Annotated in this window: 10 protein-coding genes; 4 read left to right on the top strand and 6 right to left on the bottom strand. The window is 70.1% G+C overall.

What is annotated here, in order from left to right; translation table 11 throughout:
- Positions 1–77: 77 nt before the first annotated feature.
- A complete protein-coding gene (locus ABT254_RS11760) occupies positions 78–914 on the bottom strand; it encodes a helix-turn-helix transcriptional regulator (RefSeq protein ID WP_351467179.1) in 837 nt (278 codons plus the stop codon).
- A 117-nt stretch (positions 915–1,031) separates the two neighbouring features.
- Between ABT254_RS11760 and ABT254_RS11755 the strand changes: the two genes are divergently transcribed.
- Positions 1,032–2,708 (top strand): AMP-binding protein, encoded by a 1,677-nt coding sequence (locus ABT254_RS11755; protein WP_351467176.1) that lies wholly within the window; start codon positions 1,032–1,034, stop codon positions 2,706–2,708.
- Entirely contained in the window at positions 2,705–4,294 is a 1,590-nt protein-coding gene (locus ABT254_RS11750; RefSeq protein WP_351467173.1) for an AMP-binding protein, read from the top strand. The genes ABT254_RS11755 and ABT254_RS11750 overlap by 4 nt, the downstream gene beginning before the upstream one ends.
- A 152-nt stretch (positions 4,295–4,446) precedes the next feature.
- Here the strand turns inward: ABT254_RS11750 and ABT254_RS11745 are convergent, their stop codons facing one another.
- Entirely contained in the window at positions 4,447–5,154 is a 708-nt protein-coding gene (locus ABT254_RS11745; protein ID WP_351467170.1) for a hypothetical protein, read from the bottom strand.
- 182 nt (positions 5,155–5,336) lie between these two features.
- On the opposite strand from ABT254_RS11745, the gene gcl reads away from it, so the two are divergent.
- Entirely contained in the window at positions 5,337–7,121 is a 1,785-nt protein-coding gene (gene gcl, locus ABT254_RS11740) for a glyoxylate carboligase (RefSeq protein ID WP_351467167.1), read from the top strand.
- Positions 7,122–7,407: 286 nt separating this feature from the next.
- Here the strand turns inward: gcl and ABT254_RS11735 are convergent, their stop codons facing one another.
- Positions 7,408–7,650, bottom strand: coding sequence for a hypothetical protein (locus tag ABT254_RS11735; RefSeq protein ID WP_351467165.1), 243 nt, complete (start codon positions 7,648–7,650; stop codon positions 7,408–7,410).
- Between the two features lie 73 nt (positions 7,651–7,723).
- Between ABT254_RS11735 and ABT254_RS11730 the strand changes: the two genes are divergently transcribed.
- On the top strand, positions 7,724–8,941 hold the full coding sequence (locus ABT254_RS11730; RefSeq protein WP_351467162.1) for a Shedu anti-phage system protein SduA domain-containing protein: 1,218 nt from the start codon (positions 7,724–7,726) through the stop codon (positions 8,939–8,941).
- Between the two features lie 274 nt (positions 8,942–9,215).
- Here the strand turns inward: ABT254_RS11730 and ABT254_RS11725 are convergent, their stop codons facing one another.
- The 3 genes from ABT254_RS11725 to ABT254_RS11715 form a co-directional block, all read right to left on the bottom strand.
- Positions 9,216–10,673, bottom strand: coding sequence for a catalase (locus ABT254_RS11725; RefSeq protein WP_351467159.1), 1,458 nt, complete (start codon positions 10,671–10,673; stop codon positions 9,216–9,218).
- Positions 10,674–10,833: 160 nt separating this feature from the next.
- Positions 10,834–11,724: a 2-hydroxy-3-oxopropionate reductase gene (locus ABT254_RS11720; protein ID WP_351467156.1), complete on the bottom strand. Its 891-nt coding sequence runs from the start codon at positions 11,722–11,724 to the stop codon at positions 10,834–10,836.
- 144 nt (positions 11,725–11,868) lie between these two features.
- Positions 11,869–12,708, bottom strand: coding sequence for a TIM barrel protein (locus tag ABT254_RS11715; RefSeq protein WP_351467153.1), 840 nt, complete (start codon positions 12,706–12,708; stop codon positions 11,869–11,871).
- Between the last annotated feature and the right edge of the window lie 36 nt (positions 12,709–12,744).

Below are 12,744 nucleotides of genomic sequence, written 5' to 3'. Positions count from 1 at the left end.
CGGACGGACGACGTGGTGAGGGATATAACAACGGTCAAGTGTGGCGAAATTCAGAGCGCTGGTGGACGAATAGGGCGCTACGGCAGCAGCCCCGCCCGGCGGGCCGCGGCCACCGCCTCGCCCCGCGTGTGAGCGCCCAGTTTCCGCATCGCCGACCGCAGGTACCCCTTGACCGTCTCGGTGCGCAGTCCTAGCCGCTCGGCGGCCACCGCGTTCGTGGCCCCCGCGGCCACACAGGCCAGTACGTCCAGCTCGCGGGGGGCCAGGTCGACCCCGTGGGCCCGCGCCTTCGGGGTGAGGAGCCCGCACACGCCGAGCAGTTCCGCCCGCAGCGCCGGATCGGCGATCCGGGGCGCGAGGGCCCGCAGGGCGGCGTGGGCCTCCCGCACCTGCTCCCAGGCGGCACCGCCCGCCGGGGCCCGCTCCGGCTCGCCGCGGGCGGCCGCCGCCAGAAGACCCCGCGCCTCGTCCCCCACGGCCAGCGCCTGCTCCACGTCCCGCGCGGCCTCCATCGCCGCGCCCAGCGTCCGGTCACCGAGCGGCTGCGCGGTGCGCAGGGCCCCGTAGAGCACACCCCGTACCCGGCGTCGTACGACCACCGGCACCGCGAGGATCGAATGCAGCCCCTCCGTGGCGACCGGGATGTCGTACTCGTGGCTGATCTGCCGCGAGGAGGAGTAGTCCGTCACCGCGCACGGGCGGGCGAGCGCGACCGCCCGGCCGCCCAGGCCGTTGCCGGAGGTCACCGGCAGTCCGCTCAGCGCGGGTGTCTCGGTGCCGCTGAGTTCGCTGATGCGCATGTGCCGGCGCCCCGGTTCCACCAGGCCGCCGAAGGCGACCGGGAGCCCCGTGGTGCGCCGCAGCCGTACCAGCGCGTTGCGTATCTCGACCGCCCCGGCCGCGTCTGCCGTCACCTGCTTGCCCTCTCCCTGCGGCGCACACCCCCGTTCGGGGGTAGTGAGACCTGCATCACGGATTACACGATGGCAGAGAGCCGCCCGGCAATGGTCCGGTGATGAGGAGGAACGAGAATGACGACGGCGACGGAGCTCTTCCGCAGTGCGCGGGACTTCCTGCTGGAGCACCGCGAGGACTACGCGAAGGCGTACGAGGGGTTCAGCTGGCCCCGGCCCGAGCGTTTCAACTGGGCGCTCGACTGGTTCGACGTCATCGCCGACGGCAACGACCGGACCGCCCTGCACATCGTCGAGGAGGACGGGAGCGAGGTCCGGGTCTCGTTCGCGGAGATGTCCGACCGCTCCGACCGGGTGGCGAACTGGCTGCGCGAGCGCGGCGTGCGCGCCGAGGACCGCATCCTCGTCATGCTCGGCAACCAGGTCGAGCTGTGGGAGACGGCCCTCGCGGCGATGAAGCTGCGCGCCGTCGTCATCCCGGCCACCCCGCTGCTCGGCCCCGCCGACCTGCGCGACCGCGTCGAGCGGGGGCGGGTGAAGCACGTGATCGTACGGGCCGAGGACACCCCCAAGTTCGACGACGTCCCCGGCGCCTACACCCGCATCTGCGTCGGTGGTCTGCCGGAGGAGGGCTGGGAGCCGTACGAGGACGCGTACGTCCTCGCCCCCGCCGAGTTCCTCCCCGACGGCCCCACGCTCGCGGACGACCCGCTGATGCTGTACTTCACCTCCGGCACCACCGCCCGGCCCAAGCTGGTCGAGCACACCCACACCTCGTACCCGATCGGCCATCTGGCGACGATGTACTGGGTCGGCCTCAAGCCCGGTGATGTGCACCTGAACATCTCCTCGCCCGGCTGGGCCAAGCACGCCTGGTCCAACCTGTTCGCCCCGTGGAACGCGGAGGCGACCGTCTTCATCCACAACTACACCCGCTTCGACGCGGGCCGGCTGATGGCCGAGATGGACCGGGCAGGGGTGACGACCTTCTGCGCCCCGCCCACCGTGTGGCGGATGCTCATCCAGGCGGACCTGACCCAGCTGCGCACCCCGCCGCGCGAGGTCGTGGCGGCGGGCGAACCCCTGAACCCCGAGGTCATCGAGCAGGTCCGGCGCGCCTGGGGCGTCACCATCCGGGACGGCTTCGGACAGACCGAGACGGCCGTGCAGGTCGCCAACAGCCCGGGTCAGGAGCTCAAGACCGGTTCGATGGGACGGCCCAGCCCGGGCTACAAGGTCGAGCTCCTCGACCCGGTGACGGGCGCCCCCGGAGCCGCCGAGGGCGAGATCGCCCTCGACCTGTCGGCGCGACCCGTCGGCCTGATGACCGGCTACCACGGCGACCCCGACCGTACGGCGGAGGCGATGGCCGGCGGCTACTACCGCACCGGCGACATCGGCTCCCGCGACGCCGACGGCTACATCACCTACGTCGGCCGCGCCGACGACGTCTTCAAGGCCTCCGACTACAAGATCAGCCCCTTCGAGCTGGAGAGCGCGCTCCTCGAGCACGAGGCGGTGGCCGAGGCGGCCGTCGTGCCCGCCCCGGACGAGCTGCGCCTCGCCGTCCCCAAGGCGTATGTCGTCCTCGCCGAGGGCTGGCAGCCGGGCCCCGACACCGCGAAGGTGCTGTTCGAGCACTCCCGCGAGGTCCTCGCCCCGTACAAGCGCATCCGCCGCCTGGAGTTCGCGCCGCTGCCCAAGACCGTCTCCGGCAAGATCCGCCGGATCGAGCTGCGCGAGGCGACCGCCGCGGGCTCGGCCGACGAGTACCGCGAGGAGGACTTCCGGTGACCGCACTGTCGTACACGCACGGGACGAGCCCGACCGTCCTGCTCGGGGACACCATCGGCGCCAACCTGGACCGGGCGGTGGCGACCTGGCCGGACCGCGAGGCGCTGGTGGACGTGGGGTCGGGGCGGCGCTGGACGTACGCCCGGTTCGGTGCGGACGTCGAGGAGCTGGCGCGGGCGCTGGTCGCGAGCGGGGTGGCCAAGGGCGACCGGGTGGGCATCTGGGCGGTCAACTGTGCCGAGTGGGTGCTGGTCCAGTACGCCACCGCCCGCATCGGGGCGATCATGGTGAACATCAATCCGGCGTACCGCACCCACGAGGTCGAGTACGTCCTAAAGCAGGCCGGGATCTCGCTGCTCTTCGCCTCCCTCAGCCACAAGACGAGCGACTACCGGGCGATGGTCGAGGAGGTGCGGGGCAGGTGCCCCGAGCTGCGCGAGGTCGTGTACATCGGCGACCCGAGCTGGCAGGCACTGCTCGGCCGCGGGACCGCCGAGGCCTCGTACGAGGAGCTGTCCTGCGACGACCCCATCAACATCCAGTACACCTCGGGCACGACGGGCTTCCCGAAGGGGGCCACGCTCTCCCACCACAACATCCTCAACAACGGCTATTTCGTGGGTGAGTTGATCGCCTACACCGAGCAGGACCGGATCTGCATCCCCGTGCCCTTCTACCACTGCTTCGGCATGGTGATGGGCAACCTCGCGGCGACCTCGCACGGTGCGTGCATGGTGATCCCGGCCCCCTCCTTCGACCCGAAGGCCACGCTGGAGGCCGTCCAGCAGGAGCGCTGCACATCCCTGTACGGCGTCCCCACCATGTTCATCGCGGAGCTGAACCTCCCCGACTTCGCGGACTACGACCTCTCCACCCTCCGCACCGGCATCATGGCGGGCTCGCCCTGCCCGGTCGAGGTGATGAAGCGGGTCGTCGCCGAGATGCACATGGAGGAGGTCTCCATCTGCTACGGCATGACGGAGACGTCCCCGGTCTCCTTGCAGACCCGCAGGGACGACGACCTGGAACACCGCACCGGGACGGTCGGCAGGGTCCTCCCGCACATCGAGGTGAAGGTCGTCGACCCGGCGACCGGGGTGACCCAACCACGTGGCGTCCCGGGCGAGTTGTGCACCCGCGGCTACAGCGTGATGCTCGGCTACTGGAACGAGCCCGAGAAGACCGCCGAGGCCGTCGACCCCGGCCGCTGGATGCACACCGGGGACCTGGCGGTGATGCGCGAGGACGGCTATGTCGAGATCGTCGGCCGCATCAAGGACATGATCATCCGGGGTGGCGAGAACATCTACCCGCGGGAGATCGAGGAGTTCCTCTACGGCCACCCGAAGATCCAGGACGTCCAGGTCGTCGGCGTACCGCACGAGAAGTACGGCGAGGAGGTCCTCGCCTGCGTCATCCCGCGCGACCCGGCCGACCCGCCGACCCTGGAGGACGTGCGCGCCTTCTGCGAGGGCCGGCTGGCCCACTACAAGGTGCCGAGCCGGCTGCGGATCCTCGAGGCCTTCCCGATGACGGTGTCCGGGAAGGTGCGCAAGGTCGAGCTGCGGGAGAAGTACGCCCTGTAGCCGGGCCACCGAATCAGCCGGGCGGATCAGGCGGCCGACTGGAGCAGCACGCAGCATCGCCCGTCCCGGGGGGCGAGACAGGCCTCGTAGCCGGTCTCGCCCCCCAGGCCGTGCAGCACACCGCGCAGCAGATGGAGGTTCATCCCGCGGAACTACCGCACCCCGGTGGCGTCCAGCTCGTCGGCCAGGCTGTTGACCGGCTGCGGGGTGCCCGTGAGGTCCAGGACGAACAGGGGGACGCCGAGACTGTCCGCGCGGGTGCGGGCGTCGGTGGCGTAGCCGGCCAGGGAGAAATAGACGCAGGCCGCCGACTCCGTCATGGCGGTCAGCCACAGGCACTCCACGTCCCGCAGTGAGGCCGGGCGCACGGTCGGGTCGACCTGGGCCAGCAGGCCGCGGGCGGCGATGCCGATGCCGGACGGGGGCCGCTGGTCGGCCCGGCGGATGTCCCGGTAGCCGAGCCAGCGCAGATACACGGCCGCGGCCGTCACCGCGTCCCGGGCGGTGCGGATGGTGACGGGCTGGAAGGGCCGGCGGCGCTTGGCCGGAGCGGGGGCGGCGGCCTCGGTGTCCGCCTCCGCGGCGGCGGTCTGCCCGGCCACCGCGATCCGCAGCACCGTCCCGCACTCACAGCCCAGCTCCGGGCGCGGCCACTGGTCGCGGCGGCCGCAGGAGCCGCACCGCAGTGTGATCCAGTCCTCCGCCCAGGCCCGATGGGTGACGGCCACCGCCGTCCCGTGCCGGTCCAGTTCCGGGGCGACGGGCGCCCCGCACGTGCACGGATACGACGGCGCCGCATAAAGGTGCTCGCGCCGGCAGGCCGGACAGCGCACCGAGACGCTCTCTGACATGGCCCACATCGTCCCCCAGTGGGCCCCCGCTTGTCCGTCTCTTGACGGCCTTCCTTCGCCCACCTACATTGCTTCCAGATAGTAGAAAACAGTTTCCGCATTGTGGAAACTAGCTAGGAAGCCGATTACGGAAGAGCTCACCGCGGGGCGCGACGGGAGGGCTGGTCCGACAGCCGAAGCAGGAGTACTCGATGGCACGTATGACCGCTGCCCGCGCGGCAGTTGAGATCCTCAAGCGCGAGGGCGTCACCAACGCGTTCGGTGTGCCCGGCGCGGCGATCAACCCGTTCTACGCGGCGCTCAAGGCCTCCGGCGGCATCAACCACACCCTCGCCCGCCATGTCGAGGGCGCCTCGCACATGGCCGAGGGCTACACCCGCACCCACCCGGGCAACATCGGTGTCTGCATCGGCACTTCGGGGCCCGCGGGGACCGACATGATCACCGGCCTGTACTCGGCGACCGGTGACTCCATCCCGATCCTGTGCATCACGGGCCAGGCCCCGACCGCCGTGATCCACAAAGAGGACTTCCAGGCCGTCGACATCGCCTCGATCGCCAAGCCGGTCGCGAAAATGGCGGTCACGGTCCTTGAGGCGGCGCAGGTCCCCGGCGTCTTCCAGCAGGCCTTCCACCTGATGCGCTCGGGCCGTCCCGGCCCGGTCCTCATCGACCTGCCGATCGATGTCCAGCTGACGGAGATCGAGTTCGACCCGGAGACGTACGAGCCGCTCCAGGCGTACAAGCCGGCCGCGACCCGCGCCCAGATCGAGAAGGCGATCGGGCTGCTGAACGAGTCCGAGCGGCCGCTGATCGTCGCCGGCGGCGGTGTCATCAACGCCGACGCGGCCGAACTCCTCGTCGAGTTCGCCGAGTTGACCGGCACCCCGGTCGTCCCGACCCTGATGGGCTGGGGCGTCCTGCCCGACGACCACGAGCTGAACGCCGGCATGGTCGGCCTGCAGACCTCGCACCGCTACGGCAACGCGACCTTCCTGGAGTCCGACTTCGTCCTCGGCATCGGCAACCGCTGGGCCAACCGCCACACCGGCAAACTGGACGTCTACACGGCCGGCCGCAAGTTCGTCCACGTCGACGTCGAACCCACCCAGATCGGCAAGATCTTCGCCCCGGACTACGGCATCGCGTCCGACGCGAAGGCGGCCCTGGAGCTCTTCGTCGAGGTGGCGAGGGAGCTGGAGGCGGCGGGCCGGCTGCCCGACCGCTCCGCCTGGGCGGCCGCGGCACAGGAGAAGAAGGCAACCCTCCAGCGCCGTACGCACTTCGACGACGTCCCGATCAAGCCGCAGCGCGTGTACGAGGAGATGAACAAGGCGTTCGGCCCGGAGACCCGGTACGTCTCCACGATCGGCCTCTCGCAGATCGCCGGCGCCCAGATGCTGCACGTCTTCAAGCCGCGGCACTGGATCAACTGCGGCCAGGCGGGCCCGCTGGGCTGGACCATCCCGGCCGCGCTGGGCGTCGCGAAGGCGGACCCGGAGGCGCAGGTGGTCGCCCTGTCCGGCGACTACGACTTCCAGTTCATGATCGAGGAACTGGCGGTCGGCGCGCAGCACAAGATCCCCTACGTCCATGTCCTGGTGAACAACGCCTACCTGGGCCTGATCCGGCAGGCGCAGCGGGCGTTCGACATCGACTTCCAGGTCAAGCTGGAGTTCGAGAACATCAACTCGCCCGAGCTCGGCGTCTACGGCGTCGACCACGTCAAGGTCGCCGAGGGCCTGGGCTGCAAGGCGATCCGGGTGACCGACCCGAACGAGCTGGGTGCGGCCCTGGAGCAGGCCAAGAAGCTCGCCGCCGAGTTCCAGGTGCCGGTCGTCGTCGAGGCGATCCTGGAGCGCGTCACCAACATCGCCATGTCGACCACCAACGACATCGGCAACATCGTGGAGTTCGAGGAGCTCGCGACCGAGCCGGGGCACGCCCCGACGTCCATCAGGACGCTGAAGGTCTGACCCTGCCGACAGCTGAGGGGCGGTCCAACCTTCCGGTTGGACCGCCCCTTTCGCGTGCCCGGCTCCGAGGAGCCGTCCCCCGTTTCCCCCGTGAGATCCCCCGTTTCCCCCGTGCGATCTCCCGTTTCCCCCGTCATGGAGCCCGCCGCCCCCGTGTCGGCGGGCCCCATGTGACGTGAATATGCCCTCGCGCGGGTGCGGCTGAAGCCTCTTGAACCATGTTCAGAGCTGGATTTGAGGTTTGCGTAGACGTCCTACGTCCCGGGCCGTAGGCGTACGCGTGTGCTCACGGCCCCTCGTGGTGCTCCGACAGCCCCGGCCAGTCGTCCGGGCCGCCGCCCTGCCACTCGATGAGGTCGCTGTCCTCGACGTCCGTGACGTACAGGTCGGCCAGGCGCAGGATCTCGCTGACGTCGTCGACGTGGGTGGCGATCCCCAGCGTCTCGTCGCCGTCCGTGACCCGCCGGGAGCCGTCCAGGGCCGGCGAGTGCACCACGATGTGCGGATGCTCCGTTGGTGGATGTGTCATACCTTCAGCGTCCTGCGGGAGCGGGGGATGCGCACCCGGGGTGTTGTCAGACCCGGCGGACACAATGCGCCGTATGGCAGTGAGAAGCGACATGGCCCTGGAGTGGCACCTTCGCGACGTCGTGGCGAAGGAGGCGGTCGGCGAGACCGTGAAGGAGGCCGTGCAGGCGGTTCTCAAGCACATGCACGGCGGGCGGAGTCCCAAGCGCCGGGGTGGCAGAGAGCTGGTACGGCTCCTGGAGGAGGTGCGGGGGACTGCGGCGGGGGTCGGCGAATGGCAGGTCGTGCGGCTCGTGCACGATGCCATCGAGTACACGGAGGGGCGCATCACGCGGTACGACTTCGAGGACCGGTACCGGCTGTTCGGGGACGGGCGGCTGAGGGAGTCGCACTCGGGCTTCCTCGGCAACACGATGAGGGCGATGCACCAATGGATCTTCGACAGCGGGCGGGAGTTCTTGGCGGACCGTCCGGAGGCCGGGATCGAGGAGTTCCTGGAGCACTTCCGGGCGCAGGGTGAGGACGCGCAGTTCCTGGAGGCCCCCGAGGACCGGCCGGGACGCTACGTGATTCCGCGGGGCAGGGCCGAGACCATGCTGTGGTTGGAGCGGATCCTGCGCAGCCGCCGGATCGACGTCGTGGATGCGGCCGCCGAGGCCCAAAAGATCGTCACCTCGCCGGAAGCCCTGGCCCTGCTGGCCGCCGACGACCGGGGGCAAATCCTCCTGCGCGCCGCTGAACTGCGCCGACGTTCCGCCAGGCTCAAGGAACTGCGTACGGTCGTCGAGAATCGCACGGCGACGGAGTCGGATGTGCAGCGGGCGCTGGAAGGGCAGTACTGGATCTTCGGCGGGCGGTTCGTGGGTGAGGCGGCGCACCGGAGACTCGTGCCGGGGGACGAGGTCGACATTCCGTTGATACGCGGCGACGGGGCGCTCCACATCGTGGAACTCAAGCGCGCCATGAGCCTCAAAGGGCCCCTCGTCAAGCGGTACCGCAACGCCTGGGTGCCGGCGGCGCAGGTGCACGAGGCGGTCGGGCAGGCCGTCAACTACCTCACAGGACTGGACGAGAGCAGGGAGCGACTCCGTGCCGACTTCGGGATCGAGACCCGGCGTGCCTCCGCACTCGTCCTGGTCGGGCACCCCGCACTGCATCCGGAGGTGCCGGAGGAGGAGATCAACGAGGCGTTGCGGACGTTCAATTCGCATGTCACCAGGGTCGAAGTGCTGACATACAAGGAACTCCTGGACAACGCCGAGCGCTCCCTCGCCGGAGAGGATCCGGTGTAGGGAGCGCGCGGGACACTGGCCGTCCGGCGGCGCGAGGCTGGGCGCGACAGGACGTTCGCGCCGCCGGACGGAGTCTGCGGGGGGTACGGAGGACGGCTGGGACCGCGGCGGGTGCGACGGAACCGCGGCGCTGCTCCCCTCAGGTCGAAGAACCAGTGCCCGGGACCTTCACCACCGCACTGGCTCGCACGCCGCCGCGGTCCTCGCCTCGCCCGCCACCGCCGGCCGGCCACCCCTCATCCGGGCCGTCAGGCGGTCGCGGGCCGTCTGTGGGTCAGTCCTCGCGCAGGGCGCGGACCGCCTCCTCCACGCGGCGGCCGTACTCCGGGTCGGCGGCGTGGAAGTGGGCCAGGTTCTTCTCGATCACGTCGTCGCGGGAGACCTGGGAGAGGCCGCCGGCGATGTTGGCGATCAGGCGGGACTTCTCGTCCGCGGACATCAGGCGGTACAGCTCGCCCGCCTGGAAGAAGTCGTCGTCCTTGGTGTGCAGCGGGGCCTCGTGGGTGCCGGTGTGGCCGGTCACCGCCAGCGGGGCGGACAGGGGGCGGCCGGTCTCCACCGGGCCGTCGTACGAGTTCGGCTCGTAGTTCTTCGCCCCGCGGCCCTGCGCGTTGACCGCCATGAAGCCGTCGCGGCCGTAGTTCTGCGCGGTCGTCGCCTTCGGCGCGTTCACCGCCAGCAGGGTGTGGTTGACGCCCAGCCGGTAGCGGTGGGCGTCCGCGTAGGCGAACAGGCGGCCCTGGAGCATCTTGTCCGGCGAGGGGCCGATGCCCGGCACGAAGTTGTTCGGGGAGAACGCGGCCTGCTCGACCTCGGCGAAGACGTTGTCCGGGTTGCGGTCGAGGACCAGGCGGCCCACGCGCTGCAGCGGGTAGTCCTTGTGCGGCCACACCTTGGTGAGGTCGAAGGGGTTGAAGCGGTAGTCCGCCGCCTCGGCCGCCGGCATGATCTGGACGTAGAGGGTCCAGGACGGGTTCACCCCGCGCTCGATGGCCTGCAGCAGGTCCGTCTGGTGCGAGTTGGGGTCCTTGCCCGCGATCTCGGCGGCCTGCTCGGAGGACAGCGAGCGGACGCCCTGGTTGGTCTTGAAGTGGTACTTGACGAAGAAGGCCTCGCCGTCGGCGTTCGTCCACTGGTAGGTGTGCGAGCCGTAGCCGTTCATGTGGCGGTAGGAGGCGGGGATGCCGCGGTCGCCCATCAGCCAGGTCACCTGGTGCGTGGCCTCGGGGGCGTGCGCCCAGAAGTCCCAGACGTTGTCCGGCTCCTGACGGCCCGTGAACGGGTCGCGCTTCTGCGAGTGGATGAAGTCCGGGAACTTGATCGGGTCCTTGATGAAGAACACCGGGGTGTTGTTCCCGACGAGGTCGTAATTGCCCTCTTCGGTGTAGAACTTGACGGCGAAACCGCGCGGGTCGCGGACCGCGTCCGCCCCGCCCAGCGAGTCCGCCACCGTCGAGAAGCGCAGGAAGACCTCGGTGCGCCTGCCGACCGTGCTCAGGAAGTCGGCGTACGTGAACCCGGTGACGTCGTCGGTCACCTCGAAGTAGCCGTAGGCGCCCGAGCCGCGGGCGTGCACCACGCGCTCCGGGATGCGCTCGCGGTTGAAGCGCGCCAGCTTCTCCAGGAGGTGCTGGTCCTGGAGGAGGAGCGGTCCGCCGATGCCGGCGGAGGCGGAATTCTGATTGTCGGCGACCGGGGCGCCGGACTCGGTCGTGAGCACGCGCTTCGACATCGTGGACCTTCCGTGCGGGTGTCAGCGGAAAACTGTTTCCGCTTTGTGGAGCCTAAGAGTGGGCGAGTTGGGCGTCAACAGTTTGTTGAAGTTGATTCCGGGCCGCGGCGCCGCCTGGGCGCGACAGGACAGATGTCAGCGGCGCCGCGACCCGGAAGTCTCAGAGCTGAGCGCCCGAGAGGCGCTCGACCGCCCGCAGCAGGGCCGAGTGGTCCAGGCCGCCGTCGCCCTGCGCACGCAGGCTGGCGACCAGCTGTGCGACCACGGCACCGACGGGCAGGGCGGCGCCGACGTTGCGGGCGGCGTCGGTGACGATGCCCATGTCCTTGTGGTGCAGGTCGATACGGAAGCCCGGCTTGAAGTCGCGCTGGAGGAAGTTGTCCTTCTTGCGCGTCAGCACGGTCGAGCCCGCCAGGCCGCCGTTGAGGACGTCGAGCGCGGCCTTCAGGTCCACGCCGGACTTCTCCAGGAAGACCACGGCCTCGGCGCACGCCTGGATGTTCACGGCGACGATCAGCTGGTTGGCGGCCTTCACGGTCTGACCCGAGCCGTGCGGACCGCACAGCACGATGGTCTTGCCGAGCGCCTCGAGAATCGGCTTGGCGAGGTCGAAATCGGCCTGCTCGCCGCCGACCATGATCGACAGTACGGCCTCGATGGCGCCGGCCTCACCGCCGGACACCGGCGCGTCCAGCACCCGGATGCCCTTGGCCTCGGCGGCCTTCGCCAGGTCCACGGAGGTCTGCGGCGTGATGGACGACATGTCGATCAGCAGCGCGCCCGCCCTCGCGTTCTCCAGGATGCCGTCGGGGCCGTACGAAATGGCCTCGACCTGCGGTGACGCGGGCACCATCGTGATGATCACATCGGCGTCCCGCACGGCCTCGGCGATGGACCCGGCCGCACGGCCGCCGGCGGCCGTCAGCCGGTCCAGCTTGTCCTGCTCCAGGGTGAACCCGGTGACGTCGTAACCCGCCTTGATCAGGTTCTCGGACATGGGGGAGCCCATGATGCCGAGGCCGATCCAGGCGATCTTGGGGAGGGTGCTCATGATGGGGGTACCTCTCTGAACTGCATTTCTACGTCAGTGAATTGGCGCCGGGGGGCGAAACCCAGCCCGTCCGGCGTTTGAGGACGAGGCCGTTCAGGCCGATGGCGGGGGTCTGGGGGCGGCAGCCCCCGGTCGACGACGCCGTCAGCGAGCGGCGCGGTACTCCACCGGCAGCCAGTCGAAGGCCTCCGCACTGGGCCGGTCGCCCGGCTTGTACTCCAGGCCGACCCAGCCCTCGTATCCGGCCTTCTTGAGCTGGTCGAGGAGCGCTTCCAGCGGGAGCGAGCCCGTCCCCGGCGCCCCGCGGCCCGGGTTGTCGGCGATCTGGACGTGGCCGGTCTTCGCCGCGTACTGCTCGATCACCGAGGAAAGGTCCTCGCCGTTCATGGACAGGTGGTACAGGTCCATGAGGAACTTCGCGTTGCCGAGCCCCGTCGCGGCGTTGACCTTGTCGACGATGCCGATGCCGGCCGGGGCGGACACCAGCGGGTACAGCGGCGACTCGGGCTGGTTGAGCGTCTCGACCAGCAGGATCGCGCCGATGCGGTCGGCCGCGCGGGCCGCGAGGACCAGGTTCTCCAGGGCGAGCGCGTCCTGCTCGGCCGGGTCCACGCCCTCGACGCGGTTGCCGTACAGCGCGTTGAGCGCCTTGGTGCCGAGCGAGTGGGCGAACTTGGCCGCCACCTCGATGTTGGCGCGGAACTTCTCCGACTCCTCACCCGGGATCGACAGGGCGCCGCGGTCGGGTCCGGGAAGCTGCCCGGCGTAGAAGTTCAGGCCTGTGAGCCGGACGCCCGCGTCCTCGATCGCCTTCTTCAGGGCGTCGAGCTCGGACTGCTCGGGGGTGGGGGAGTCGACCCAGGGCCACCACAGCTCGACCGCGGTGAAGCCCGCGGCGGCGGCGGCCGCGGGGCGCTCCAGAAGCGGGAGTTCCGTGAAGAGGATCGACAGGTTGACGTTGAAGCGCTGCTCTGCAAATCCCATGGGGTCGGCGCTCCCTTCCGTGGCGACTCGGGCTAT

It is taken from the genome of Streptomyces sp. NPDC001137, assembly GCF_040298885.1.
Taxonomy (GTDB): domain Bacteria; phylum Actinomycetota; class Actinomycetes; order Streptomycetales; family Streptomycetaceae; genus Streptomyces.
The sequence above is the reverse complement of the archived record's forward strand: the minus strand, read 5'-3'. Positions and strand labels throughout refer to the sequence as shown.

What these genes read in the sequence shown, in the direction of transcription:
- ABT254_RS11755 (WP_351467176.1), top strand. Translation starts at nt 1,032, where the DNA reads ATGACGACGGCGACGGAGCTCTTCCGCAGTGCGCGGGACTTCCTGCTG.
- ABT254_RS11745 (WP_351467170.1), bottom strand. Translation starts at nt 5,154, where the DNA reads ATGTGGGCCATGTCAGAGAGCGTCTCGGTGCGCTGTCCGGCCTGCCGG.
- gcl (WP_351467167.1), top strand. Translation starts at nt 5,337, where the DNA reads ATGGCACGTATGACCGCTGCCCGCGCGGCAGTTGAGATCCTCAAGCGC.
- ABT254_RS11735 (WP_351467165.1), bottom strand. Translation starts at nt 7,650, where the DNA reads ATGACACATCCACCAACGGAGCATCCGCACATCGTGGTGCACTCGCCG.
- ABT254_RS11730 (WP_351467162.1), top strand. Translation starts at nt 7,724, where the DNA reads ATGGCAGTGAGAAGCGACATGGCCCTGGAGTGGCACCTTCGCGACGTC.
- ABT254_RS11725 (WP_351467159.1), bottom strand. Translation starts at nt 10,673, where the DNA reads ATGTCGAAGCGCGTGCTCACGACCGAGTCCGGCGCCCCGGTCGCCGAC.
- ABT254_RS11720 (WP_351467156.1), bottom strand. Translation starts at nt 11,724, where the DNA reads ATGAGCACCCTCCCCAAGATCGCCTGGATCGGCCTCGGCATCATGGGC.
- ABT254_RS11715 (WP_351467153.1), bottom strand. Translation starts at nt 12,708, where the DNA reads ATGGGATTTGCAGAGCAGCGCTTCAACGTCAACCTGTCGATCCTCTTC.